22 protein-coding genes are annotated in these 24,596 nt (G+C 69.1%); 15 read left to right on the top strand and 7 right to left on the bottom strand.

The features are described 5' to 3' along the window. The first annotated feature begins 43 nt into the window (after positions 1 to 43). The 4 genes from uvrB to VFF97_RS14555 all read left to right on the top strand — a co-directional run bounded on the left by uvrB (position 44) and on the right by VFF97_RS14555 (position 4,000). Complete coding sequence (uvrB, locus tag VFF97_RS14540; protein ID WP_325034213.1) at positions 44 to 2,125, top strand: excinuclease ABC subunit UvrB; 2,082 nt, start codon at positions 44 to 46, stop codon at positions 2,123 to 2,125. Between the two features lie 161 nt (positions 2,126 to 2,286). Continuing rightward, positions 2,287 to 2,772 carry a SipW-dependent-type signal peptide-containing protein gene (locus VFF97_RS14545; RefSeq protein ID WP_325034214.1) on the top strand — a complete coding sequence of 162 codons (486 nt, stop codon included), beginning with the start codon at positions 2,287 to 2,289 and terminating at the stop codon, positions 2,770 to 2,772. 110 nt (positions 2,773 to 2,882) lie between these two features. Beyond that, positions 2,883 to 3,458 carry a signal peptidase I gene (locus tag VFF97_RS14550; protein WP_325034215.1) on the top strand — a complete coding sequence of 192 codons (576 nt, stop codon included), beginning with the start codon at positions 2,883 to 2,885 and terminating at the stop codon, positions 3,456 to 3,458. Further along, entirely contained in the window at positions 3,455 to 4,000 is a 546-nt protein-coding gene (locus VFF97_RS14555) for a hypothetical protein (RefSeq protein WP_325034216.1), read from the top strand. The genes VFF97_RS14550 and VFF97_RS14555 overlap by 4 nt, the downstream gene beginning before the upstream one ends. A gap of 63 nt (positions 4,001 to 4,063) precedes the next feature. On the opposite strand, the gene VFF97_RS14560 is transcribed toward VFF97_RS14555, so the two are convergent. Continuing rightward, positions 4,064 to 4,303, bottom strand: a complete 240-nt coding sequence (locus VFF97_RS14560) for a hypothetical protein (protein ID WP_325034217.1) — start codon at positions 4,301 to 4,303, stop codon at positions 4,064 to 4,066. Positions 4,304 to 4,342: 39 nt separating this feature from the next. Here VFF97_RS14560 and VFF97_RS14565 point away from each other — a divergent pair, with 39 nt between their 5' ends. From VFF97_RS14565 to VFF97_RS14615, 11 genes are all read left to right on the top strand, one after another. Then, entirely contained in the window at positions 4,343 to 4,783 is a 441-nt protein-coding gene (locus tag VFF97_RS14565; protein ID WP_325034218.1) for a MarR family transcriptional regulator, read from the top strand. 93 nt (positions 4,784 to 4,876) lie between these two features. Then, the gene (gene uvrA / locus VFF97_RS14570) at positions 4,877 to 7,786 is read left to right on the top strand and encodes an excinuclease ABC subunit UvrA (RefSeq protein WP_325034219.1); all 2,910 of its coding nucleotides are present in this window, start codon (positions 4,877 to 4,879) and stop codon (positions 7,784 to 7,786) included. 11 nt (positions 7,787 to 7,797) lie between these two features. Next, complete coding sequence (gene uvrC / locus VFF97_RS14575) at positions 7,798 to 9,720, top strand: excinuclease ABC subunit UvrC (RefSeq protein WP_325034220.1); 1,923 nt, start codon at positions 7,798 to 7,800, stop codon at positions 9,718 to 9,720. A gap of 24 nt (positions 9,721 to 9,744) precedes the next feature. After that, entirely contained in the window at positions 9,745 to 10,626 is an 882-nt protein-coding gene (rapZ, locus tag VFF97_RS14580) for an RNase adapter RapZ (protein WP_325034234.1), read from the top strand. Between the two features lie 38 nt (positions 10,627 to 10,664). Next, positions 10,665 to 11,642, top strand: coding sequence for a DNA-binding protein WhiA (gene whiA, locus VFF97_RS14585; RefSeq protein WP_325034221.1), 978 nt, complete (start codon positions 10,665 to 10,667; stop codon positions 11,640 to 11,642). A 130-nt stretch (positions 11,643 to 11,772) separates the two neighbouring features. Continuing rightward, complete coding sequence (locus VFF97_RS14590; RefSeq protein ID WP_325034222.1) at positions 11,773 to 12,399, top strand: superoxide dismutase; 627 nt, start codon at positions 11,773 to 11,775, stop codon at positions 12,397 to 12,399. A 106-nt stretch (positions 12,400 to 12,505) separates the two neighbouring features. Next, positions 12,506 to 13,510, top strand: coding sequence for a type I glyceraldehyde-3-phosphate dehydrogenase (gap, locus tag VFF97_RS14595; protein WP_325034223.1), 1,005 nt, complete (start codon positions 12,506 to 12,508; stop codon positions 13,508 to 13,510). Between the two features lie 5 nt (positions 13,511 to 13,515). After that, entirely contained in the window at positions 13,516 to 14,736 is a 1,221-nt protein-coding gene (locus VFF97_RS14600; protein WP_325034224.1) for a phosphoglycerate kinase, read from the top strand. Next, positions 14,721 to 15,536: a triose-phosphate isomerase gene (gene tpiA / locus VFF97_RS14605; RefSeq protein ID WP_325034225.1), complete on the top strand. Its 816-nt coding sequence runs from the start codon at positions 14,721 to 14,723 to the stop codon at positions 15,534 to 15,536. Before VFF97_RS14600 ends, tpiA begins: the two co-directional genes overlap by 16 nt. A 122-nt stretch (positions 15,537 to 15,658) precedes the next feature. Beyond that, the gene (secG, locus tag VFF97_RS14610) at positions 15,659 to 15,907 is read left to right on the top strand and encodes a preprotein translocase subunit SecG (RefSeq protein ID WP_325034226.1); all 249 of its coding nucleotides are present in this window, start codon (positions 15,659 to 15,661) and stop codon (positions 15,905 to 15,907) included. Then, a complete protein-coding gene (locus VFF97_RS14615; RefSeq protein ID WP_325034227.1) occupies positions 15,907 to 16,263 on the top strand; it encodes an RNA polymerase-binding protein RbpA in 357 nt (118 codons plus the stop codon). The genes secG and VFF97_RS14615 overlap by 1 nt, the downstream gene beginning before the upstream one ends. A 72-nt stretch (positions 16,264 to 16,335) precedes the next feature. Here the strand turns inward: VFF97_RS14615 and pgl are convergent, their stop codons facing one another. The 6 genes from pgl to tkt are packed head-to-tail and all read right to left on the bottom strand — an operon-like array spanning position 16,336 to position 24,565. Next, on the bottom strand, positions 16,336 to 17,115 hold the full coding sequence (gene pgl / locus VFF97_RS14620) for a 6-phosphogluconolactonase (RefSeq protein ID WP_325034228.1): 780 nt from the start codon (positions 17,113 to 17,115) through the stop codon (positions 16,336 to 16,338). Continuing rightward, entirely contained in the window at positions 17,108 to 18,058 is a 951-nt protein-coding gene (locus tag VFF97_RS14625) for a glucose-6-phosphate dehydrogenase assembly protein OpcA (RefSeq protein WP_325034229.1), read from the bottom strand. The genes pgl and VFF97_RS14625 overlap by 8 nt, the downstream gene beginning before the upstream one ends. Further along, positions 18,055 to 19,647 carry a glucose-6-phosphate dehydrogenase gene (gene zwf, locus VFF97_RS14630; RefSeq protein ID WP_325034230.1) on the bottom strand — a complete coding sequence of 531 codons (1,593 nt, stop codon included), beginning with the start codon at positions 19,645 to 19,647 and terminating at the stop codon, positions 18,055 to 18,057. The genes VFF97_RS14625 and zwf overlap by 4 nt, the downstream gene beginning before the upstream one ends. A 16-nt stretch (positions 19,648 to 19,663) precedes the next feature. Beyond that, positions 19,664 to 21,283 carry a glucose-6-phosphate isomerase gene (locus tag VFF97_RS14635; RefSeq protein ID WP_325034231.1) on the bottom strand — a complete coding sequence of 540 codons (1,620 nt, stop codon included), beginning with the start codon at positions 21,281 to 21,283 and terminating at the stop codon, positions 19,664 to 19,666. Positions 21,284 to 21,320: 37 nt separating this feature from the next. Beyond that, complete coding sequence (gene tal / locus VFF97_RS14640; protein WP_325034232.1) at positions 21,321 to 22,439, bottom strand: transaldolase; 1,119 nt, start codon at positions 22,437 to 22,439, stop codon at positions 21,321 to 21,323. Then, the gene (gene tkt, locus VFF97_RS14645; protein ID WP_325034233.1) at positions 22,436 to 24,565 is read right to left on the bottom strand and encodes a transketolase; all 2,130 of its coding nucleotides are present in this window, start codon (positions 24,563 to 24,565) and stop codon (positions 22,436 to 22,438) included. The genes tal and tkt overlap by 4 nt, the downstream gene beginning before the upstream one ends. Between the last annotated feature and the right edge of the window lie 31 nt (positions 24,566 to 24,596).

Consider the following 24,596-nt stretch of genomic DNA (forward strand, 5'->3'; position numbering starts at 1 on the left):
GAACGCGCTTCCGATGTCGCAGGGGCCGCCTACGCTGGATGGAGTGCAGACCACACGATCCGTGCGCCCCTTCGAGGTCGTCAGCGAGTACGCGCCCAGCGGCGACCAGCCCCAGGCGATCGCCGAGCTCGCGGCGCGCATCAACGCGGGCGAGACCGATGTGGTGCTGCTGGGCGCGACGGGCACAGGCAAGTCGGCGACGACCGCCTGGCTCATCGAGGCGGTCCAGCGGCCGACGCTCGTGCTCGCGCACAACAAGACCCTCGCGGCGCAGCTCGCGAACGAGTTCCGCGAGCTCATGCCGCACAACGCCGTCGAGTACTTCGTCTCGTACTACGACTACTACCAGCCCGAGGCGTACGTCCCGCAGACCGACACCTTCATCGAGAAGGACTCCTCGATCAACGCCGAGGTCGAGCGATTGCGACACTCGACGACCAACTCTCTGCTCAGCCGGCGCGACGTCGTCGTCGTTTCGACGGTGTCGTGCATCTACGGCCTCGGCGCGCCCGAGGAGTACATGCGCGCGATGGTCGCCCTTCAGGTGGGCGAGGTCTACGACCGCGACGCGCTCATCCGCAAGTTCATCGCGATGCAGTACAACCGCAACGACGTGGACTTCTCGCGCGGCAACTTCCGCGTGCGCGGCGACACGATCGAGATCATCCCCGTGTACGAGGAGTACGCGATCCGCATCGAGCTGTTCGGCGACGAGATCGAGGCGCTGTACATGCTGCATCCGCTCACCGGCGACGTCGTCCAGAAGCTCGACTCGGTGCCGATCTTCCCCGCGTCGCACTACGTCGCGGGAACCGAGACGGTGCGCCGCGCGATCGGCACGATCGAAGAAGAGCTAGCCGAGCGGCTGAAGGAGCTCGAGTCGCAGGGCAAACTGCTCGAGGCGCAGCGACTGCGCATGCGCACGACGTTCGACCTCGAGATGCTCCAGCAGCTCGGGTTCTGCTCGGGCATCGAGAACTACTCGCGGCACCTCGACGGCCGCGCGCCGGGCGAGCCGCCGCACACGCTGCTCGACTTCTTCCCCGACGACTTCCTCCTCGTGATCGACGAGTCCCACGTGACCGTGCCGCAGATCGGGGCGATGTACGAGGGCGACGCGTCGCGCAAGCGCACGCTCGTCGAGCACGGCTTCCGCCTTCCGAGCGCGCTCGACAACCGGCCGTTGCGGTGGGACGAGTTCAAGCAGCGCATCGGCCAGACGGTGTACCTGTCGGCGACACCGGGTCGATACGAGATGGGCGTCGCCGACGGCGTCGTCGAGCAGATCATCCGCCCCACGGGTCTCGTCGACCCCCAGATCGTCGTCAAGCCGTCCAAGGGGCAGATCGACGATCTGCTCGAAGAGATCCGCATCCGCGCCGAGCGCGACGAGCGCGTGCTCGTGACGACCCTCACCAAGAAGATGGCCGAGGAGCTCACCGACTTCCTCGGCGAGCACGGCGTGCGCGTGCGCTATCTGCACTCCGACGTCGACACGCTCCGCCGCGTCGAGCTGCTGACCGAACTGCGCGCGGGCGTGTACGACGTGCTCGTCGGCATCAACCTCCTGCGCGAAGGCCTCGACCTTCCTGAGGTGTCGCTCGTCGCGATCCTCGACGCCGACAAGGAGGGGTTCCTGCGCTCGGGCACCTCGCTCATCCAGACGATCGGACGCGCGGCCCGGAACGTGTCGGGTGAGGTGCACATGTACGCCGACACGATCACCGAGTCGATGCAGAACGCGATCGACGAGACCAACCGCCGCCGCGAGAAGCAGATCGCGTACAACATCGAGCACGGCATCGACCCCCAACCGCTGCGCAAGCGCATCGCCGACATCACCGAGGTGCTCGCACGTGAAGCATCCGACACAGACCGGATGCTCCGGGGCAAGGCGTCGGCGAAGACGAAGTCCGGCAAGGGCAAGTCGCCTACGCCGCCGCTGAGGCGCGAAGGCATCGCGGCCGAGGGTGCGAACCAACTCGAGGCGACGATCGCCGATCTCACCGATCAGATGCTCGCGGCCGCAGCCGAGCTCAAGTTCGAGCTCGCCGCACGATTGCGCGACGAGGTTCAGGACCTCAAACGGGAGCTTCGTGCGATGGAGCGCGCCGGCCACGCCTGACCTTCCGACGATTCCGAGCGATCGTCCGTCTGGATAGGCGTTCACTGCATGTGGTCAGACCACACGTTCTAGAATGGTTGGGCATCCAAGGAGATGCACGACCGGCGCCACTTCGCCCGGTCGCCACCAGGCCCACAAGGCCATGACGTAAGGGGAGACCCATGACCACGACCACGAAGAAGGACCGCCGCGGAGCCATCCTCCGGGCGAGCATCGCAGCCGTGGCCGTACTCGGCATCGGCGGCGCCATCACGACCGCCGCATGGACCGACCAGGTGACGTTCGCCGGCAACGTGCAGACCGCGAAGTTCGATCTGCGCGGTGCTGTTCAGGGCGGGGCCTGGCATGACGGCCCGATCGACCTCGGTGACGCGTTCCGGAATCTCCAGCCCGGCGAGGTCACCAAGACCATCGCACTGAAGAACAACTCGACGGTGAGGGCCTATCTCGACGACACCATCCTCGAGGTCGACCCCGCGTTGAACGGGGCGATCACGCACAGCGTGGCCGGTCTGCCCGAGTCGCTGGCTCCGGACGGGTACGTGAAGGTGGACGTCACGTTCCACGTCGCGGAGTACCTGCCGACGGACACGGCAGGCAGCCTCAACCTCACCTTCCCGGCGAGCAGCGCTCCCCAGGCGCCCTGACGTGCGCGTGCCGGTCGCGGGAGGGAGGGGCCACCCCTTCCCTCCCGCGACACCGGAGCCGAGATGCTCGACCGACAACCGCGGCCGACCGGCCGCAGAGGAATGGACAAATGAAGACAAGCAGACCAGCAGCCGTCGCTCGCACTGCGGGCTCGATCGTGCTGTGGGTGCTCGCCGTCATCGGCCTCGTCAGCGGGGCCCTGTGGGCGGGGAACGCCGCAGGGCTCGTGCAGCCGCTCATCGTGGTCTCGGGCTCCATGGCTCCGGAGATCAACACGGGCGACCTGCTCATGGCGACTCCGACGCCGGCGCGAGACCTGCGGGTGGGTGACGTCGCGTCGCTCCCGAATGAGGGAGGCGTGTTCGTCACGCACCGCATCGTCGAGTTCGAGCGCACAGGTGACACGGTGACACTGCGGATGCAGGGGGACGCGAACGCGCACCCGGACGCGCAGTCGCACACCCTCGGGGCGGATGACCCGGTGTGGATCCCCGTCCTCACCGTCCCCGGTGCCGGATATGTCGCCGAGATGCTCATGAGGCCGGAGGTCGGCATCCCGCTGCTGGCGGGACTGCTCGCCCTGGCAGGCCTTGCGACGATCCCGTCGCGTCGATCCGACGACGAGGCAGGACAGGAGGAGCTCGTCACAGAGCCCGCGGATCAGAAGGAGTCGGTGAGCGCATGAACAGCATGATCAAGGCGCTGCTCGGACTTGTCGCCGCTGCGGGCCTCGCGCTGGGCGCCGCCGCCACGACCTTCACAAGTGCCGCGTGGACGGACTCGGTCGTGATCAGTGGCTCCGTGCAGACCGCCGACCGCGTGGCCGACGATCCGGATGCCGCGCCCGACGAGTCCGTGCCCCCTGTGCCGCCGCTCGAGCCGCTGCCTCCGCTCGAGCTGCTGCCTCCGACGGGGCCCGAACCGCCGACCGCGCCGCCCCTCCCGGTCGAGCCGGTCGAGCCGGACCCGGAGCCGGCACCGCCCATCGATCCGGCCCCGCCGGCCCCGCCGGTGGACCCGGAGCCTACCCCGCCGATCGAGGGCGCCCAGCCGGAGGCTGAGGTCCCTGAGGAACCGGCGACGCCCGAACCAGACCATGCGGGAGACGACAGCGCTCCCGCCGAGACCGAGCCGGAGGACGACGTGATCGAGGAGCAGGACTCCGCCGATGACGAGTCCGACGTGCTCGATGCGGAAGACGAAGAGCGGCCCCCCGCGCTCGACTGATTCCGCTCCCCCCGGAGGAGCCCGGTCCTTCCCCCCGAAGGGCCGGGCTTCGCCCTGTTCGCACTACGGGCAGTGCATGAGGGGTTTGGGGCCCGAGCGATCGAACGTGTGCCGAGACATCGGCGCTCCGCACAGCGGGCACGGAGACTCGGTGCGGGACGGTTCGGGAGTCGTCTCGTACGGGCCGACGGATGCCGGACCCGCGACGCGGATGAGGCGCGAGTTGAACCACGCGTACCAGCCCCCGGCCTCGCGAACGCGCTCTCGCAGGGGACGACGGGGCTCAGAATCCATACGCGTCATGATGATTAGTGTACTAAGCAATTCGGTAGACTCAGCCGCATGGACGCAAGGGATGAGCTGCTCAAGCTGGAGAACCAGCTCTGCTTCGCCCTCGTGACCGCGGCACGCAACGTCGTCTCGCTGTACCGGCCCGTGCTCGAACCGCTCGGGCTGACACATCCGCAGTATCTCGTCATGCTGGCGCTGTGGGAGAGGTCGCCGCGGTCGCTCGGCGAGCTCGCAGAAGAGCTCGCGATGGAGCCTGCGACGCTCTCGCCGCTCGTGAAGCGCCTCGAAGCACAGGGCCGCGTGTCCCGCGGCCGTCGCGCCCAGGACGAACGCGTGCTCGAGATCGCGCTGACGAAGGAGGGGCGCGCGCTGCGCGAGCGTGCCCTTGCCGTGCCGCAGCAGATCATGGAGCGGACGGGCATGGATGCCGAGCAGCTCGCGCACCTGCGCGATGGGCTCGCGCCGTTCGCCGGGCGCAGAATCGCCTTCTGATCTGGCCATCGGCTGACATCCGTCCCGTCCGCCGGGATGCGCTCCCGGCGAACCCCGAGCCCCGTGTCGGAGGCCCCACCTACACTTGAACGCGTGCCAATCGTCCCTGTTGCCCTGCCCGGAAACGGGACCACCAACCCCGGAACGCTCAGCGTCCGGGGTGCTCGGGTTCATAACCTCAAGAACGTCGACCTCGACATCCCGCGCGACTCCCTGGTCGTCTTCACCGGTCTCTCCGGCTCGGGCAAGTCGAGCCTCGCGTTCGACACGATCTTCGCCGAGGGTCAGCGCCGCTACGTCGAGTCGCTGAGCGCCTATGCGCGCCAGTTCCTGGGCCAGGTGGACCGACCCGACGTCGACTTCATCGAGGGGCTGAGCCCCGCCGTGTCGATCGACCAGAAGTCCACGAACCGCAACCCGCGTTCGACAGTCGGCACGATCACCGAGATCCACGACTACATGCGTCTGCTGTGGGCGCGCATCGGCATCCCGCACTGTCCCGAGTGCGGCGAGGTCATCCAGCGCCAGACGGTGCAGCAGATCGCCGACCAGCTCATGGAGTTGCCCGAGCGCACGCGGTATCAGATCGTCGCGCCGGTCGTCACGCAGAAGAAGGGCGAGTTCGTCGACCTCTTCCGCGAGCTCAGCGCGAAGGGCTACGCCCGTGCGATCGTCGACGGCGAGCTCATCCAGCTCGCTGAGCCGCCGACGCTCAAGAAGAGCTACAAGCACGACATCGCAGTGGTCGTCGACCGCCTGGTCGCCGGCCCCGGCATCCTCGAGCGCGTGACCGACTCGGTCGAGACGGCGCTCTCGCTGGCCGGCGGGGTCATGCAGGTCAACTTCGTCGACGAAGAGGGCGACGCCGCATGGCAGTCGTTCTCCGAGAAGCTCGCGTGCCCGAACGGGCACCCTCTGCAGCTCACCGAGATCGAGCCGCGCACGTTCTCGTTCAACGCGCCGTTCGGCGCATGCCCGGCCTGCTCGGGCCTCGGAACGCGCATGTCGGTCGACGTCGACCTCATGCTCGGCGATGAGGACCTGTCGATCCGCGAGGGCGTGATCCTCCCGTGGACCACGCAGGGCAAGGGCCTGTTCCAGTACTACGAGCGCCTGCTCGAGGGCCTCGCGGCCGACCTCGGGTTCTCGCTCGACACCCCGTGGCGCATGCTCCCCGCATCCGTCAAAGAGGCGGTGCTGCGCGGCGAGAACTACAAGGTGACCGTCCGGTGGAAGAACCGGTACGGGCGCGAGATGCGCTACTCCTCGGGCTTCGAGGGCGTCGTGCCCTACATCGAGCGCCAATATGTGCAGGCCGAGACCGACACGCAGCGCCAGCGGTGGGCCGACTACCTGCGCGAGATCCCTTGCCCGGTCTGCAACGGGGCGCGTCTGAAGCCCGAGGTGCTCTCGGTGCTCGTGCACGGACACTCCATCGCGGATGCCTCGCGCCTGAGCCTCGCCGACGCGCGGGAGTTCTTCGAGAAGCTCGAGCTCACCGAGCGGGAGGCCACGATCGCCGCGCAGGTGCTGCGCGAGATCCGTCTGCGCCTCGACTTCCTCATCCAGGTCGGTCTGAATTACCTCAACCTCAGCCGCTCGGCCGGTTCGCTCTCGGGCGGCGAGGCGCAGCGCATCCGTCTCGCCACCCAGATCGGATCGGGACTGACCGGCGTGCTCTACGTGCTCGACGAGCCGTCGATCGGTCTCCACCAGCGCGACAACCGGCGCCTCATCGAGACGCTGCTGACGCTGCGCGACCTGGGCAACACGCTCATCGTCGTCGAGCACGACGAAGAGACGATCCACGCGGCCGACTGGATCGTCGACATCGGACCACGTGCGGGCGTCGACGGCGGGCGGGTCGTGCATTCGGGTCCGCTCGAGTCGCTCCTCAACGACCGTGAGTCCATCACGGGCGACTACCTCGCCGGGCGCCGCCAGATCCCCACGCCGACGAAGCGGCGCAGGATCGATCGCAACCGCCAGATCACGGTCGTCGGCGCGCGCGAGAACAACCTCAAAGACGTCACGGTCGACTTCCCGCTCGGCGTGTTCACGGCCGTGACCGGCGTGAGCGGCTCCGGAAAGTCGTCGCTCGTGAACGACATCCTCTACGAGGTGCTCGCGTCGCGGCTGAACGGCGCGCGCACGGTGCCGGGCAGGCACACGCGCGTGACGGGTCTCGACAACCTCGACAAGGTCGTGCACGTCGACCAGGCGCCGATCGGGCGCACGCCGCGATCGAACCCGGCGACGTACACGGGCGTGTTCGACCGCATCCGCACACTCTTCAGCGAGACCCCCGAGGCGAAGGCCCGCGGCTACCTGCCCGGCAGGTTCAGCTTCAATGTCAAGGGCGGGCGCTGTGAGGCGTGCTCGGGCGACGGCACGATCAAGATCGAGATGAACTTCCTGCCCGACGTGTATGTCGACTGCGAGGTGTGCCACGGCAAGCGATACAACCGCGACACGCTCGCCGTGCACTACAAGGGCAAGAACATCGCCGAGGTGCTCGAGATGCCGATCGAAGAGGCAGCGGAGTTCTTCGAGCCGATCCAGGCGATCCACCGCTACCTCAAGACCCTCGTCGACGTCGGCCTCGGCTACGTGCGACTGGGGCAGTCGGCCACGACGCTCTCGGGCGGCGAGGCGCAGCGCGTGAAGCTCGCGACCGAGCTGCAGCGACGCTCGAACGGCCGCTCCATCTACGTGCTCGACGAGCCCACGACGGGTCTGCACTTCGAGGACGTGCGCCGTCTGCTCGAGGTGCTCAACGGCCTCGTCGACAAGGGCAACACCGTGATCGTGATCGAGCACAATCTCGACGTGATCAAGTCCGCCGACTGGGTCATCGACCTCGGACCCGAGGGCGGCGACGGTGGCGGACAGGTGATCGCGACGGGCACGCCCGAGCAGGTGGCGCGCGTCGAGGGGAGCCACACCGGAGCCTTCCTCGCCGAAGTGCTCGGGGCTCAGGCCCAGCGCCGGAAGGCGGGCTGAGGCAGCCCGTCATGGCGGACCAGCTCCCGTACAAGCCCAAGCAGGGCGAGATCCCCACGAACCCCGGCGTCTACCGGTTCCGGGATCGCGACGGGCGCGTGCTGTACGTCGGCAAGGCGAAGAACCTGCGGGCCCGCCTGTCGAACTACTTCGCGCCGCTGCACACGCTGCACGAGCGCACGCGCCGCATGGTTCTCACCGCGGCATCCGTCGAGTGGACCGTCGTATCGAGCGACGTCGATGCGCTCCAGCTCGAATACATGTGGATCCAGGAGTTCTCGCCTCCGTTCAACGTCCGCTACAAGGACGACAAGTCGTACCCCTACATGGCCATCACGCTCGCCGACGAGGCTCCGCGCGTGCTGGTGACGCGAAACCGTCGCATCAAGGGGGCGAAGTACTTCGGGCCCTACCCGAAGGTGTGGGCCGTGCACGACACGATCGACCTGATGATCAAGGTCTTCCCGATCCGCACGTGCAGCGACTCGTCGTACAAGAAGGCGATGGCCACGGGACGCCCCTGCTTCCCGGGCCAGATCGGGCGCTGCGGCGGCCCGTGCTCCATGAAGGTGTCGATCGAGGAGCACCGCGCGATCGTCGACGACTTCGTCGCGTTCATGTCGGGCGGCGACCAGCGGTTCACGCGCGAGCTCACGAAGCGGATGCGAGAGGCGTCCGCAGCCATGGACTACGAGGCCGCGGCGATGTATCGCGACAAGCTGCAGGCGATCGAAGCGGTGCTGAACAAGAGCGCCTTGGTGCTGAGCTCCGACACGGATGCCGACCTGTTCGGCATCGCCGAGGACGAGCTGGCGGCGGCGGTGCAGCACTTCGTCGTGCGGGGCGGTCGCGTGCGCGGCGTTCGCGCGACGACGATCGAGAAGGAGCTCGACATCTCGGGTGCCGACCTCGTGGACCAGATCCTCCAGCGCACGTACGGGGAGGCATCCGCCGTCGACATCCCGCGTCAGGTGCTCGTGCCGGCCTTGCCCGACGATGCGGCCGATCTCGAGCAGTGGCTCAGCGAGCGTCGGGGCCGTCGCGTGAGCATCCAGGTCGCCCAGCGCGGCCGCAAAGCCGACCTCATGAGGACGGCGACGCTCAATGCGGAGCAGGCGCTGATGCTGCACAAGACCCGGCGCACGAGCGACTACGTCGCGCGCACGCAGGCGCTCACCGATCTTCAGGAGGCGCTGGGGCTCGCCGAGGCGCCGCTGCGCATCGAGGGCTTCGACGTGTCTCACCTCGCCGGAACGAACGTCGTGGCGTCGATGGTCGTCTTCGAGGACGGCCTGCCGCGCAAGGACCAGTACCGCTCGTTCAAGGTGCCCGAGACGACCGACGACACCGACTCGCTGTACCAGGTGCTCTCGCGACGGCTCGCGTACCTCGACCACCCCGACGAGACCGAAGGCGCGTCGCCGAACGGCGCCGAAATCGCGGATGCCGCATCCGACTCCGACGAGCCGGTCGTCACCACGCGCAAGCGCCCGCGCTTCACCTACCGGCCGCAGCTGCTCGTCGTCGACGGCGGCAAGCCTCAGGTCGAGGCGGCCGCGCGCGCCCTCGCCGACGCGGGGCACAGCGAGATCGCGCTGTGCGGCATCGCGAAGCGCCTCGAGGAGGTGTGGCTGCCCGGCGAGGACTTCCCGGTGATCCTGCCGCGCACGAGTGAGGCGCTGTACCTGCTGCAGCGCCTGCGCGACGAGGCGCACCGGTTCGCGATCACCCATCAGCGCAAGCGGCGCAAGCGCGACATCCAGACGATCCTCGCGGAGATCCCGGGGCTCGGCGACGCCCGCATCAAGGCGCTCCTGCGCCACTTCGGATCGGTGACCGCGCTGCGCGCGGCGACACCCGAGCAGATCGAAGAACTCCCAGGCATCGGGCCGAAGCTCGCCGCCACGATCCACGCGCACCTGGCCGGCCGATAGGCTGTGGAGGCGATGGGGGTGGTCATGAACGACCAGGAGCATCGCGTTCCGTCCGAGATGCTGATCGTCACGGGGATGTCCGGCGCCGGTCGGTCCACCGCGGCGAACGCACTCGAAGACCTCGACTGGTACGTGGTCGACAACCTCCCGCCGCAGATGCTCAAGCCCCTGCTCGAGCTCACCGAGCTCGCGGGCGGCTCGCTTCCGCGAGTGGCGGTCGTGGTCGACGTGCGCGGTCGCGACCTCTTCGCCGACCTGCCCGAGGCGCTGCGCAGCATCCGCGAGCGTCGACAGCTGCGCATTCTCTTCCTCGATGCGTCCGACGAGGTGCTCGTTCGTCGATTCGAGGCGGTGCGGCGGCCGCATCCGCTCCAGGGCGACGGCACGCTCGTCGACGGCATCCGGCGCGAACGGCAGAGACTGGCGGCATTGCGCGAGAGTGCCGACCTCATCATCGACACGTCGATGCTCAACATCCACCAGCTCGCGACGCAGGTGGCCGAGCTCTTCTCGGAGGAGGGCGCGGCGCGGCACTCGATGACGATCCTGAGCTTCGGGTTCAAGTACGGACTGCCGCCGGACGCCGACATCGTGGCCGACATGCGCTTCCTGCCCAATCCCTTCTGGAACGACGCCCTGCGTCCGTTCTCGGGCGAGGACGAGGTCGTCAAGGAGTACGTGCTCGCACAGCCCGGCGCGGTCGAGTTCCTCGACTCGTACGCCGCCGCCCTGCGACCGGTCGTCGAGGGCTACCAGCGTGAGAACAAGCGCCACTCGGTCGTGGCCGTCGGATGCACGGGCGGGCAGCATCGATCGGTCGTCGCCGCCCAGGAGCTCGCCGCGCGGCTGTCCGACGTGCCCGGTCTCGCGGTCCGCGTGCGTCATCGCGACCTCGGCCACGAGTAGGCTGGACCCTCGTCCCGGGAATCCCTGCAAGGAGTGACGTGTCGCTGACCGCTGACGTGAAAGCCGAGTTGCTGGCCGTTCGAGACCCTCGGCCCTCGGCCCGCATCGCCGAACTCACGTCGCTGCTGCGGTTCTCCGGCGGCCTCCACTCGATCGCGAATCGCGTCGCCGTCGAGGCGGAGCTGGACTCGGATGCGCTCGCCCGTCGCGTCGCGCGCGATCTCGTCGAGCTCTACGGCGTGCGGCCCGAGCTCGTGCACGTGCAGGGTTCGGGCGCCCGCGCCGGCGGTCACTACGCGGTGCGGGTCATCGAGGGAGGAGAGACCCTCGCACGCCAGACGGGCCTGCTCGATCAGCGTCGCCGCGCGGTGCGCGGTCTGCCGAACAGGCTTACCACCGGGTCGCGTCCCGACCTCGCCGCCGTGTGGCGCGGTGCGTTCCTCGCGTCGGGCTCGCTCACCGAGCCGGGCCGGTCCGCGTCGCTCGAGATCACGTCACCCGCACCCGAAGCCGCCATGGCGCTCGTGGGAGCGGCCCACCGCCTGGGCATCGCCGCCAAGGCGCGCGAGGTCCGCGGCGTGCCGCGCGTCGTCGTGCGCGAAGGCGAGGCGATCCGCACAGCTCTGGCCACCATGGGCGCCGAGCGCGCCGCCGCCGAGTGGGACCAGCTGCGCCAGCGGCGCGAAGTGCGGGCAGGGGTCAACCGCCTCGTGAACTTCGACGATGCGAACCTGCGCCGATCCGCACAGGCAGCCGTGGCCGCATGCGCGCGCGTCGAGCGGGCGCTCGAGATCCTCGGCGACGAGGTGCCGCCGCACCTGCGGGAGGCCGGCGAGCTGCGCCTCGCACACCGCGACGCGAGCCTCGACGAGCTCGGCCACCACGCCGACCCGCCCCTCACGAAGGACGCCGTCGCCGGCCGCATCCGTCGCCTGCTCGCGATGGCCGACAAGAAGGCCGAGAGCGAGGGGATCCCGACGACCGAGGCCGCCGTGCCCGCGGGTGTCGAGGACTGATCCGCCACCTCCATGACGCACAGCGTCACCTGACGCAAGGGCCCCCCCGGGCATCCGACCGTCACTAGGATGAGAGCCGTCCCCTCGCCGTGCCGAGGACCTGGCGCGGCGCCGACAGGAAGAAGAGAACATGGCGAAGTACACGTTGCCCGACCTCCCGTACGACTACGCCGCGCTGGAGCCGCACATCAGCGCGACGATCATGGAGTTGCACCACGACAAGCACCACCAGGCGTATGTGACCGGCGCGAACACGGCGCTCGAGCAGCTCGCCGAGGCTCGTGACAGCGGCAACCTCGCGAACGTGAACAAGCTCGAGAAGGACCTCGCGTTCAACCTGGGTGGCCACACGAACCACTCGATCTTCTGGACCAACCTCTCGCCGGACGGCGGCGACAAGCCCACCGGCGACCTCGCCGCGGCGATCGACGACCACTTCGGGTCGTTCGACAAGTTCCAGGCCCACTTCACCGCCGCCGCCCTCGGCGTGCAGGGCTCCGGCTGGGCCGGCCTGTTCTGGGACTCGATCGGCGAGAACCTGATCATCCAGCAGTTCTTCGACCAGCAGTCGCAGTTCGCCGCGGGCACGGTGCCGCTGCTCCTGCTCGACGTGTGGGAGCACGCGTACTACCTCGACTACAAGAACGTTCGGGCCGACTACGTCAAGGCGTTCTGGAACATCGCCAACTGGGCGAACGTGCAGGAGCGCTTCTCCACGGCCCGTGAGAAGGCCTCGGGCCTGCTGGTACTGTCGTAGCGAGTCGGGCGGCCCGGTGGGTTCCGCCCGCCGGGTCGCCGTTGCCCGCCCTCCCTGAACCGCACCAAACCGCGCACTCGCGCACGACACAATCAGGAGAACATCCGTGGCTGTCAAGATCGGAATCAACGGCTTCGGCCGGATCGGTCGCAATTACCTCCGCGCGGCTCTCGCGCAGGGCGCCGACCTCGACATCGTGGCGGTGAACGACCTCACCGACAACAAGACCCTTGCTCACCTGCTGAAGTACGACTCGATCCTGGGCCGCCTCGACGAGGAGGTCTCGTACACGGGTGACTCCATCACGGTCGGCGGCAAGACGATCAAGGTGTTCGAGGAGCGCGATCCCGCCAACCTCCCGTGGGGCGAGCTCGGCGTCGACATCGTCATCGAGTCGACAGGCCGCTTCACCAACGCGGCCGACGCGCGCAAGCACATCGAGGGCGGCGCCAAGAAGGTGCTCATCTCGGCCCCGGCCTCGGGCGAGGACGGCACGTTCGTCATCGGCGCGAATGAAGACACGTACGACCCCGCGTCGCACAACATCATCTCGAACGCGTCGTGCACGACGAACTGCCTCGCGCCGCTCGCGAAGGTGCTCAACGACGAGTTCGGCATCGTCAAGGGCCTCATGACGACGGTCCACGCGTACACGGCTGACCAGAACCTGCAGGACGGCCCGCACAAGGACCTCCGTCGCGCCCGCGCCGCTGCGCTGAACATCGTCCCGACGTCGACGGGCGCCGCCAAGGCGATCGGCCTCGTGCTGCCGGAGCTGCAGGGCAAGCTCGACGGGTTCGCGCTGCGCGTTCCGGTTCCGACCGGCTCGGCGACCGACCTCACGGTCGAGCTCGAGCGCGAGGTGACCGTCGACGAGATCAAGGCGGCGTACAAGGCCGCGGCCGAAGGCGCGCTCAAGGGCATCCTCAAGTACACCGACGACGAGATCGTCTCGAGCGACATCGTCACCGACCCGCACTCCTGCATCTTCGACGCCGGCCTCACGCGGGTCATCGGCAACCAGGTCAAGGTCGTCGGCTGGTACGACAACGAGTGGGGCTACTCGAACCGCCTGGTCGACCTCACCGAGCTGGTCGCCGCCAAGCTCTGACGATCATGGCTCTGCGCACCCTCGATTCGCTGGGTTCGCTCGCAGGCAAGCGCGTCATCGTCCGTGTCGACTTCAACGTCCCTCTGCAGGACGGAGTCATCACGGACGATGGCCGCGTGCGTGCGGCGCTCCCGACCCTCGATCACCTGATCAACCAGGGCGCACGCGTCATCGTGTGCTCGCACCTCGGCCGCCCCGACGGCGTCCCCGATCCGAAGTACAGCCTCGAGCCGGTCGCGCAGCGACTGTCGGAGCTGCTCGGCAAGCCGGTCGCGTTCGCGCGCGACACGGTGGGGGAGTCGGCACGCGACGCGGTCGACGCTCTCGAAGACGGCGGTGTCGTCGTCATCGAGAACCTGCGGTTCAACGCCGGCGAGACCGCGAAGGACGACGCCACCCGCCGCTCCTTCGCCGCCGAGCTCGCGGCCCTCGGCGACGCGCTCGTGTCGGACGGCTTCGGCGTCGTGCACCGCAAGCAGGCGAGTGTGTACGACCTCGCCGAGCTGCTCCCGTCGGCGGCCGGCTTCCTCGTGCAGAAGGAGGTCGACGTGCTCGACCGCCTCACCGAGAGCCCGGAGCAGCCGTACACGGTCGTGCTCGGCGGCTCGAAGGTCAGCGACAAGCTGGGCGTGATCGAGCACCTCCTGCCGCGCGTGGACCGCCTCCTCGTCGGGGGCGGCATGATGTTCACGTTCCTGGCAGCGGAGGGGAACAAGGTCGGCGCGAGCCTCCTCGAAGAGGACCAGCTCGACACGGTGAAGGGCTACATCGCGACGGCGAAGGAGCGGGGCGTCGAGCTCGTGCTGCCTGTCGACGCCGTCGTGGCGGCGTCGTTCTCGGCTGACGCCGACCACGTCGTCGCGCCGGTCTCCGGCCTCGAGGACACGCCAGCCGGCGCATCCGGCATCGGGCTCGACATCGGACCCGAGACGGCATCGGCGTTCGCCGCCGTCATCCGCGACAGCAGGACCGTGTTCTGGAACGGCCCGATGGGCGTGTTCGAGATGGCGCCGTTCGCGGCCGGCACGAAGGCCGTCGCCCAAGCGCTCACCGAGGTCGACGGGCTCTCCGTCGTCGGCGGCGGCGACTCCGCGGCCGCGGTGCGTCAGCTCGGATTCGCCGACAGCGACTTCGGCCACATCTCGACCGGCGGCGGCGCGAGCCTCGAGTTCCTCGAGGGCAAGCGCCTGCCGGGCCTCGAAGTCCTCGGATGGGAGCAGTCGTGACGGATAAGGGCAGAGAAGGCGGCCGTCTGCCGTTCATCGCCGGCAACTGGAAGATGAACCTCGACCACCTGCAGGCGGTCGCGTTCGTCCAGAAGCTGCATTGGACGCTGAAGGACGCGAAGCACGAAGACGGTTCCGTCGAGATCGGCGTCTTCCCGCCGTTCACCGACCTGCGTACGGTTCAGACGCTCATCGACGCCGACAAGATCCCGTTCGCGCTGGGCGCTCAGGACCTGTCACAGCACGACAGCGGGGCCTACACCGGCGAGGTGTCGGGGGCGTTCCTCGCGAAGCTCGACTGCACCTACGTCATCATCGGCCACTCGGAGCGGCGCCAGTATCACGCCGAGTCCGACGAGATCGTCGCGGCGAAAGTGAAGGCGGCGTTGCGGCACGGCCTCGTGCCGGTCATCTGCGTCGGCGAGACCGCCGAAGACCTCGAGCAGTTCGGCGCGAGCGCCGTGCCGGTCGGCCAGTTGCAGGCGGCGCTCGATGGCGTGGCGACCGGTGCGGACGTCGTCATCGCGTACGAGCCGGTGTGGGCGATCGGATCCGGCCAGGCGGCGACGCCCGAGCAGGCTCAGGAGGTGTGCGCGAAGCTGCGCGACGTCGTCGCAGACAAGCTCGGGGCAGACACCGCGGCCCGCACCCGCATCCTCTACGGCGGGTCGGTGAAGGCCGCGAACATCGCGAGCTTCATGCGTCAGCCCGACGTCGACGGTGCCCTGGTCGGTGGCGCGAGCCTCGTCGTCGACGAGTTCGCCGCGATCATCCGCTACCAGAAGCACGTCGGCGTGTGACACGCTGGGTCGGAGCCTCCCGGCACGTCTGTGGAGGCTCCACCCGGTGCGCCGCACGCCACCCCGTATAATTGACGCCTGCGCGATCGACACCCGACCGCAGCGAAAGGTTTTCGACGACTGTGCCCATTCTCGAGTTCGTCCTGCAGGTGATCCTGGGGATCACCAGCATCCTCCTCACCCTTCTCATCCTGCTTCACAAGGGCCGCGGCGGCGGCCTGTCCGACATGTTCGGCGGCGGCATGACGTCCGCCCTCGGCTCGTCCGGCCTCGCCGAACGCAACCTCAACCGCTTCACGGTCGTCCTCGCGCTCGTGTGGTTCGCGGCGATCGTGGCGCTCGGCCTTATCACCAAGTTCCAGGGGCTCTGATGGCAACCGGCGGCAATGCAATTCGTGGGACCCGCGTCGGCGCGGGCCCGATGGGAGAACAAGACCACGGCTTCCACGCCGAGAGGATCGCGGTCTCGTACTGGGACGCGCTCGGCAACGAGACCGTCCGCTACTTCGCGGCGGGCATCCCCGAAGACGAGATCCCCGAGGTGATCGATTCGCCGCACTCGGGCCTTCCGGCCGGCCGCGACAAGAACAACCCTCCGGCCGTCGCGAAGACCGAGCCGTACAAGACGCACCTCGCCTACGTGAAGGAGCGTCGCACCGAGGAGGAGGCCGAGGCCCTTCTCGAAGACGCGCTCAAGCAGCTGCGCGAGCGTCGCGGACTCGAGTGATCGAAGATCGACGAAGCGAGGGGGCGGATGCCGCGGCATCCGCCCCCTCGCTTTCTCACGCTGTGCGCGGCTTCAGTACTCGCGGTCGATGAGCTCGGGCGGGACGTTCGCGGCGGCAGCCTCGTCGACGAAGAACACCGTGCGCTTGCGGCCCTTCGCGCCGGCGGCGGGCACGCTGCCGTAGCTCGCGCCCGCGAGGGCCAGACCGAGGGCGGACGCCTTGTCGGTGCCGGCCAGCACCATCCACAAGCGGCGCGACGCGTTGATGACCGGCCGCGTCATCGTGACGCGCTCGGGGGGTGGCTTGGGCGACTCGCGCACGGGCAGGACGGCGCGATCGGTGACGTGGATCTCTGGACGGTCGGGGAAGAGCGACGCGATGTGCCCGTCGGGGCCGACGCCGAGGAAGCAGACGTCGAACGACGGCCACGCGCCGAAGTCGCTCGAGAACTTCGCCAGCTCGTGCTCGTACAGCCGCGCGGCGGCGTCGAGGTCGAGGCCCTCGTCGCTGGCCGCGACGGAGTGGATGTTCTCGGCCGGGATGTCGAGTTGATCGAGCAGCGCCTCACGGGACTGATTCTCGTTGCGGTCGTCGTGGGCACGCGGCACCCAGCGCTCGTCGCTCCACCAGAAGTGGACCTTCGACCAATCGAGGCTCGCCGCCCGCGGGTTCGCCGCGGCGGCTTTCAGCACCGCGCCGCCCATGGAGCCGCCGGTGAGGGAGATGTGCACGAGCCGCTTGTGGTCGCTGCGCTTCGCGATGCGGCTCAAGAACCGCGACGCCACCGCTTCGGCGAGTGCGGTCGGGTCGGAGAGGATCACGACCCGCTTCTCGTTGGACGTCTCAGCCATTCGGCTCCTGTGTCGATGGCGGACCGAGGAGTTCCAGGCCCTCACTGATCACTCGACCATACAGGACGTCGGGATCCAGGCGACGGAGCTCCTCTGCCAGGCACTCGCGCAGGGTGCGGCGGGGGAACGCGAGGTCGTGACTCGGCTGGCCGGGCTGCGTGAGGATGGCGACCCCGGGCTCGGGACGCTCGAGCCGCACCTCCCCGCTGTCGCGCACGAGGACGACCGACTTGATGCCGTGCTCCCACTCGGAGGGCTCGAGGTATCGCCAGTCGACCGGCACGTCCAGTGCGAGACGGAGCCACGCGGCGAGAAGGCTCGTCGACGGGGAGTCGCCCGCTCCGCGCACCTCGACGCGGCGCACTGACTCGTACGGCGGCTGGTCGAGGATCGCCGCGAGCTGCTCACGCCAGCGGGTGAGCCTCGTCCAGGCGAGATCCGTATCGCCGGGGGAGTACGACTCCGACAGCGAGGCCACCCACTCCCACGGGTTGGGCTTGGTCGCGGCATCCGTGATGCGGCGCTGTGCGATGCGACCCAGCGATGTGTCGGCGGGGTTCTCGGGTGTGTCGTTCGGCCACCACACGACGACCGGTGCGTCGGGCAACAGGAGTCCGGTGACGAGGCTCTCGAGGTTCGACGCCGCCTCGCCGTACGCGTGGAGCGTGACGACCTCGCTCGCGCCGGCGTCGCCGCCGACGCGGATCTGGGCGTCGAGACGCGCCTGGGACTCCTCACCGTCCACGAGGAGCACGATGACGCGCATCGGATGCTCGCGCGACGCGTCGTTCGCGGCCTCGATGACCTCTTCCATCTCGCCTTCGCGCGTCACGATGACGAGGGTCAGCACACGGCCGAGCGCGACGGCGCCGCCCTCTTCGCGCACGTTGACGAGGGCGCGTGTGATCTTGCTGACGGTGGTGTCGGGCAGGTCGACGATCATGGGCGCCTCCAGGAGCGTCCGTCACGGGCGAGCATGGCGGTGGCGGATGCCGGACCCCACGAGCCGGGGGAGTACTGCTCGAGCGGACCGCCCTGCGCCTCCCAGAACTGCTCGATCGGATCCAGGATCTTCCACGACAGCTCGACCTCCTCGTGGCGGGGGAACAGCGGCGGATCACCGAGGAGGACGTCGAGGATGAGCCGCTCGTACGCCTCGGGGCTCGCCTCGGTGAAAGCGTGCCCGTAGCCGAAGTCCATCGTGACGTCGCGCACCTGTGCGGCAGCACCCGGCACCTTCGAGCCGAATCGAATCGTGACACCCTCATCGGGCTGCACGCGGATCACGAGGGCGTTCTGGCCGAGACCCGACGTCTGCGCACGCGAGAACAGCAGCTCGGGCGCGCGCTTGAAGATCACGGCGATCTCGGTGACCCGGCGGCCCAGCCTCTTGCCGGTCCGCAGGTAGAACGGCACCCCGGCCCAACGACGTGTGTTCACCTCGAGCGTGATCGCGGCGAACGTCTCGGTCGTGGAATCCGGGTTCATGCCCTCTTCCTCGAGGAAGCCGGGCACCTTCTCGCCGCCCTGCCAGCCGCCGGCGTACTGTCCGCGCGACGTCGTGCGCGCGAGGTCGTCCGGCAGCGTGACGGCCGCGAGCACCTTCTCCTTCTCGGCTCGCAGATCGCGGGCGTCGAAGCTGATGGGCTCCTCCATCGCAGTGAGGGCCATGAGCTGCAGCAGGTGGTTCTGGATGACGTCGCGGGCGGCGCCGATCCCGTCGTAGTAGCCGGCGCGACCGCCGACCCCGATGTCTTCGGCCATCGTGATCTGCACGTGGTCGACGTAGTTGCGGTTCCAGATCGGCTCGTACAGCTCGTTCGCGAAGCGCAGCGCGAGGATGTTCTGGACCGTCTCCTTGCCGAGGTAGTGGTCGATCCGGAAGATCGAGTCCGCCGGGAAGGCCGCACGCAGCGCGTCGTTGAGCGATCGCGCGGATGCGAGGTCGTGGCCGAACGGCTTCTCGATCACGACCCGGCGCCAGCGGTCGGGCTGGTCGGCCGTGTCATCGACGAGACCCGACGACTTGAGCTGCTCCGCGACGATGGGGAAGTCCTTCGGCGGAATCGACAGGTAGTACGCGTGGTTGCCCATCGTGCCGCGCTCGACGTCCAGGCGCTCGACGGTTTCGCGCAGGCGACGGAACGCATCCGCGTCGTGGAACTCGCCGGAGACGAACCGGATGCCCTCGAGCAGCTGCTTCCACGTCTCGTCGCGGAACTCGGTGCGGGCGTTCTGCCGCACGGCGTCGTAGACGACCTTCGCGAAGTCCTGATCCTCCCAATCGCGCCGGGCGAACCCGACGAGCGCGAAGCCGGGAGGGAGAAGTCCGCGGTTGGCGAGGTCGTACACCGCGGGCATGAGCTTCTTGCGCGACAGGTCTCCGGTCACGCCGAAGATCACGAGCGCGCTGGGCCCTGCGATGCGGTTGAGGCGGTGGTCCTGGGGGTCGCGCAGCGGATTGTGCCCGCGCGAGATCTCGACGCCTTGGCCCGTCGGGGCGTGACTCGTTGCAGGAGTCTCGTCGCTCATCGTCTGGTGACCTGCCCTACTGAGCCGCTTCGAAGAGCGACAGCACCTCGACCTGCGGATCCGTGAGTGTGAGCGTCACGACCGGTCGGCCGTGCTGTGCGAGCACGCTCGCATCGCCCGCGGCCTGCGCCTCGATGAGCTGTCCGAAGGTGAACGGACGCCCCGGGATCTCGAGGTCGACGTCGGTGCGCTCCGTGATCTGGAGGAATACGCCGTTGGCCGGACCGCCCTTGTGGTACTGGCCCGTCGAGTGGAGGAACCGGGGACCCCAACCGAAGGTCGTGGGGCGTCCGGAGTCCGCCGCCACGAGCTCACGCAGTCCCTGGAGCTGCGGAAGCTGCAGGCGGTTGACGTAGGCCTGGATCGACACGTAGCCGTCTTCGGGGAGCCGCGCCCACAGTGCGTCGAGGACCCCCGCGACGGTGCCGGATGCCGCGAGCTCGGGGTCGCTCACGCGCACCTCGACGCCGTCGACCGTGAACGCCGGCGGCGTCGGCTCGGGACGCGCGTCGAGGAGGCCGCGTGCGGCGACCTTCGCCGACTCGACATCGGGCTGGTCGAACGGGTTGATGCCGAGCATCCGTCCCGCGATCGCCGTCGCGTACTCCCACACGACGAACTGGGCCGCGAGCGAGCCGCTCACGAGCACCTCGCCCTCGTGGCGCTCGAACAGGCGGAAGTGCTCGGCGTCGTCGACGAAGCGCACGATCTGCAGGTCGGCGGGCGGTGTGTCGACTTCGGGCGAGACGGGCAGCAGCACGACGGGCAGGATGCCCGTGCCCTGCTTGCCGGTCGACTCGGCCACGAGCTGCTCGATCCAGTCCGGCAGGCCGACGATGTGCGTGCCGTCCGCGACGAGGCCGAGCTTGTCGCGGCGCGGGTTGCCGCCCGCGATCGCCGCCGCCAGCACGAGCGCGGGGTTCTCGGGGCTGTCGATCGCGACTTCGAGCAGCGTGGCATCCGCCTCGGTCAGGAGCTCTTCGATGTCGACGCCGGCGAGACCCGCGGGCACCAGCCCGAAGGCCGTGAGCGCCGAGTAGCGCCCGCCGACCGTCGGGTCCGCGTTGAACACGCGGTAGCCGTCGGCGCGAGCCGACTCGTCGAGCGGCGAGCCCGGGTCGGTCACCACCACGATGCGCTCTGCCGGGTCGATGCCGAGGTCGCGGAACGCCGCCTCGAACGCGCGCTTGGCCGAGTCGGTCTCGACCGTCGAGCCGGACTTCGACGACACCACGAGCACCGTCTGCTCGAGGCCGCCGCTTTCGGGATCGCCGTCGATCGCGGCGAGCACCTGCCCGGGCGAGGTGGAGTCGAGGATCACGAGCGGCATGCCGGCCGTCTGTGCGATGACCTCCGGCGCGAGCGACGAGCCGCCCATGCCGGCGAGCACCACGCGCGTGACGCCCTTCGCGACCAGTTCACGTCGCAGCGCCTGGATCTCGGGCACGAGGGGGCGCGAGACGCTCACCGCCTGCACCCACCCGAGGCGCTTCGACGCCTCCTCTTCGGCGTCGGGGCCCCACAGCGTGGAGTCGCCGGCGGTGATACCGGATGCCACGAGGTCGGCCACGAGGCCGGGGAGCGTCTCGTCGACGACCGACTTGACGTGGCCGCTGACGTGGATCTCGAAGCTCATCGGATCGCCCCCTTCGAGCGGTGCGCGCCGCACGCGCTCATCGCGCCCCCTGCAGCGCCTCTTCGAGCGCGCCGCGAACCGTGCCCTGGAGCTCGTGCCACGAGGCGATGAACTTGTCGACGCCCTCGTCTTCGAGCACCTGGGTGACGTCGGCGAAGTCGACGCCGACCGAGGCGAGACCGTCGATCACGCTGTGCGCGTCGGCGTAGTTGCCGGTGACGGTGTCACCGGTGATCTCGGCGTGGTCGAACGTCGCCTCGAGGGTCTTCTCGGGCATCGTGTTCACGGTGCCCGCAGCGACGAGCTCGGTGACGTAGAGCGTGTCGGGCAGCGACGGGTCCTTCACCCCGGTCGACGCCCACAGCGGACGCTGCACGTGGGCGCCGGCATCCGTCAGGGCCTTCGCGCGGTCGGTCGCGAACTCGCGCTCGAAGAGCTCGTACGCGAGCCGCGCGTTCGCGACACCCGCGCGGGACTTCAGCGCGGCCGCCTCGTCGGTGCCGATCGCCGCGAGGCGCTTGTCGACCTCGGTGTCGACGCGCGACACGAAGAACGACGCCACCGAGTGGATCTTGGAGATGTCGCGACCGTTCGCCTTCGCCTGCTCGATGCCCGCGAGGAAGGCGTCGATCACCTCGGCGTAGCGCTCGAGGCTGAAGATGAGCGTCACGTTGACCGAGATGCCCTCCGCGAGCACCGCGGTGATCGCCGGGAGACCGGCCTTCGTCGCGGGGATCTTGATGTGGACGTTCGGCCGGTCGACCTCGGTCCACAGCTCCTTCGCCTGCGCGATGGTCGCCTCGGTGTCGTGCGCGAGGTCGGGCGAGACCTCGATCGACACGCGGCCGTCGACGCCGTCGGTCGCGTCGTACACGGGACGGAGGATGTCGGCGGCGTCGCGCACGTCGGTGGTCGTGAGCGCGAAGATCGCGTCGTCAGCCGACGCGCCCTCAGTCGCGAGAGCGCGGAGCGGCTCGTCGTAGCCGTGACCTTGACCGATCGCCGCGGCGAAGATCGTGGGGTTGGTGGTCACGCCCGACACGTTGCGATCGGTGATCAGGGCGGCGAGGTTGCCCGTCTCGATCCGCTGACGCGAGAGGTCGTCGAGCCAGATGCTGACGCCGGCGTCGACCAGCTTCTTCGTGGGGGTGCTCATGCGTTCTCCTCGATGACGACGGCCGCCCCTTCGGTGGCCGCGATGGTCTCTCGGGCCGCCTCGACGACGGCGTCGGCGGTGATGCCGAACTTCTCGAACAGGGTCTTGTAGTCGGCCGACGCGCCGAAGTGCTCGATCGACACGGAACGGCCGGTGTCGCCGACGATGCCGCGCCACGGGAGGGCGATGCCGGCCTCGACCGACACGCGCGCCTTGACCGAGGACGGCAGCACGCTCTCGCGGTACTCCTCGTCCTGCTCGGCGAACCACTCGAGCGAGGGGGCCGAGACGACTCGGGCGTTCACGCCATCGGCGGCGAGCCTCTCGCGCGCGGCGACGGCGAGCTGCACCTCGGAGCCGGTCGCGATGATGATGACGTCGGGCGTCCCGCCGGGGGCTTCGGCGAGCACGTAGGCGCCCCTCGCGACGCCGGCGGCGGATGCGAGCACGTCACCGGATGCCTCGCCATCGCCCCGCTCGAACACGGGGATGTTCTGGCGCGTCAGCGCGATGCCCGCGGGGCCGCTGTGGCGGCGCAGCAGCTCGAGCCACGCGTACGCGGTCTCGTTGGCGTCGGCGGGACGGACGAGCGTGAAGTTGGGGATCGCGCGCAGCGACGCGAGCTGCTCGATCGGCTGGTGCGTCGGCCCGTCCTCGCCGAGGGCGATCGAGTCGTGGGTCCACACGAACAGCGACGGGATGTTCATGAGCGCCGCGAGGCGGACCGCCGGGCGCATGTAGTCGCTGAAGATGAGGAACGTTCCGCCGAACGCGCGCGTCGGACCGTGCAGCACGATGCCGTTGACGATCGCGCCCATGGCGTGCTCGCGGATGCCGAAGTGCAGCACGCGACCGTACGGGTCACCGGCCCATTCGTGGGTCGACCACTCGGTGGGGATGAACGACTTCGCGTCCTTGATGGTCGTGAGGTTCGACTCGGCGAGGTCGGCCGACCCGCCCCACAGCTCCGGGAGCTTCGCGGCGAGCGCGTTGATGACCTGGCCCGACGCGGCGCGCGTCGAGACGTCCTTGCCGCCCTCGAACCGGGGGAGTGCCTCAGCGAGGTCGGCGGGCAGCTCACGCGCCTGCAGGCGGTCGAAGAGCGCCTTGCGCTCGGGGTTCGCCTCCGCCCACGCGTCCCACTTGCGCTGCCACGCCTCGCGCTCGGCGGCGGCGCGCTCGGCGAGCGAGCCGCGCGTGTGCTCGAGGACGCCGTCGGGCACGACGAACGTCTGCTCGGGGTCCCATCCGAGGACCTTCTTGGTGGCCGCCAGCTCGTCGGCGCCGAGCGCCGAGCCGTGGATCTTGCCCGTGTTCTGCTTGCCGGGCGAGGGCCAGCCGATGATCGTCTTGAGGATGATGAGCGACGGACGGTCGGACTCGCCCTTCGCGGCCTCGATCGCGCCGTAGAGCTCGGGCACGTCTTCGACGTACTCGCCGGTGCGCTTCCAGTCGACCGTCTGCACGTGCCAGCCATACGCCTCGTAGCGCTTGGCGACGTCTTCCGTGAAGGCGACGTTCGTGTCGTCCTCGATCGAGATCTGGTTCGAGTCGTAGATGACGACGAGATTGCCCAGGCCCTGGTGGCCCGCGAGCGACGACGCCTCGGACGTCACGCCCTCCTGCAGGTCGCCGTCCGACGCGATCACGTAGATGTGGTGGTCGAACGGGGACTCGCCGGCGGGTGCATCCGGATCGAACAGTCCGCGCTCGTAGCGCGCGGCGTACGCGAACCCGACCGACGACGCGAGGCCCTGACCGAGAGGGCCGGTCGTGATCTCGACACCGTCGGTGTGCCCGTACTCGGGGTGGCCGGGCGTGAGGGAGCCCCACGTGCGCAGCGACTTGAGATCGTCGAGCTCGAGACCGAACCCGCCGAGGTAGAGCTGGACGTACTGCGTGAGCGACGAATGGCCCGCCGACAGGATGAATCGGTCACGACCGACCCAGTGCACGTCGGAGGGGTCGTGGCGCATGACGCGCTGGTAGAGGAGGTAGGCGGCCGGAGCGAGGCTCATCGCCGTGCCCGGGTGGCCGTTGCCCACCTTCTCCACGGCGTCCGCCGCCAGGACGCGAGCGGTGTCCACCGCGCGCCGATCGATCTCATCCCAACGAAGTTCCGACACTCGGCCGCCTTTCTCGTGGAGCTGCGCCCGA

Source organism: Microbacterium sp. (genome assembly GCF_035687345.1).
Lineage (GTDB): Bacteria > Actinomycetota > Actinomycetes > Actinomycetales > Microbacteriaceae > Microbacterium.

What these genes read in the sequence shown, in the direction of transcription:
- VFF97_RS14565 (WP_325034218.1), top strand. Translation starts at nt 4,343, where the DNA reads ATGGACGCAAGGGATGAGCTGCTCAAGCTGGAGAACCAGCTCTGCTTC.
- VFF97_RS14550 (WP_325034215.1), top strand. Translation starts at nt 2,883, where the DNA reads ATGAAGACAAGCAGACCAGCAGCCGTCGCTCGCACTGCGGGCTCGATC.
- VFF97_RS14635 (WP_325034231.1), bottom strand. Translation starts at nt 21,283, where the DNA reads ATGAGCTTCGAGATCCACGTCAGCGGCCACGTCAAGTCGGTCGTCGAC.
- VFF97_RS14590 (WP_325034222.1), top strand. Translation starts at nt 11,773, where the DNA reads ATGGCGAAGTACACGTTGCCCGACCTCCCGTACGACTACGCCGCGCTG.
- pgl (WP_325034228.1), bottom strand. Translation starts at nt 17,115, where the DNA reads ATGGCTGAGACGTCCAACGAGAAGCGGGTCGTGATCCTCTCCGACCCG.
- zwf (WP_325034230.1), bottom strand. Translation starts at nt 19,647, where the DNA reads ATGAGCGACGAGACTCCTGCAACGAGTCACGCCCCGACGGGCCAAGGC.
- rapZ (WP_325034234.1), top strand. Translation starts at nt 9,745, where the DNA reads ATGAACGACCAGGAGCATCGCGTTCCGTCCGAGATGCTGATCGTCACG.
- tal (WP_325034232.1), bottom strand. Translation starts at nt 22,439, where the DNA reads ATGAGCACCCCCACGAAGAAGCTGGTCGACGCCGGCGTCAGCATCTGG.
- VFF97_RS14560 (WP_325034217.1), bottom strand. Translation starts at nt 4,303, where the DNA reads ATGACGCGTATGGATTCTGAGCCCCGTCGTCCCCTGCGAGAGCGCGTT.
- VFF97_RS14545 (WP_325034214.1), top strand. Translation starts at nt 2,287, where the DNA reads ATGACCACGACCACGAAGAAGGACCGCCGCGGAGCCATCCTCCGGGCG.
- VFF97_RS14600 (WP_325034224.1), top strand. Translation starts at nt 13,516, where the DNA reads ATGGCTCTGCGCACCCTCGATTCGCTGGGTTCGCTCGCAGGCAAGCGC.
- VFF97_RS14555 (WP_325034216.1), top strand. Translation starts at nt 3,455, where the DNA reads ATGAACAGCATGATCAAGGCGCTGCTCGGACTTGTCGCCGCTGCGGGC.
- VFF97_RS14615 (WP_325034227.1), top strand. Translation starts at nt 15,907, where the DNA reads ATGGCAACCGGCGGCAATGCAATTCGTGGGACCCGCGTCGGCGCGGGC.
- tpiA (WP_325034225.1), top strand. Translation starts at nt 14,721, where the DNA reads ATGGGAGCAGTCGTGACGGATAAGGGCAGAGAAGGCGGCCGTCTGCCG.
- uvrC (WP_325034220.1), top strand. Translation starts at nt 7,798, where the DNA reads ATGGCGGACCAGCTCCCGTACAAGCCCAAGCAGGGCGAGATCCCCACG.
- VFF97_RS14625 (WP_325034229.1), bottom strand. Translation starts at nt 18,058, where the DNA reads ATGATCGTCGACCTGCCCGACACCACCGTCAGCAAGATCACACGCGCC.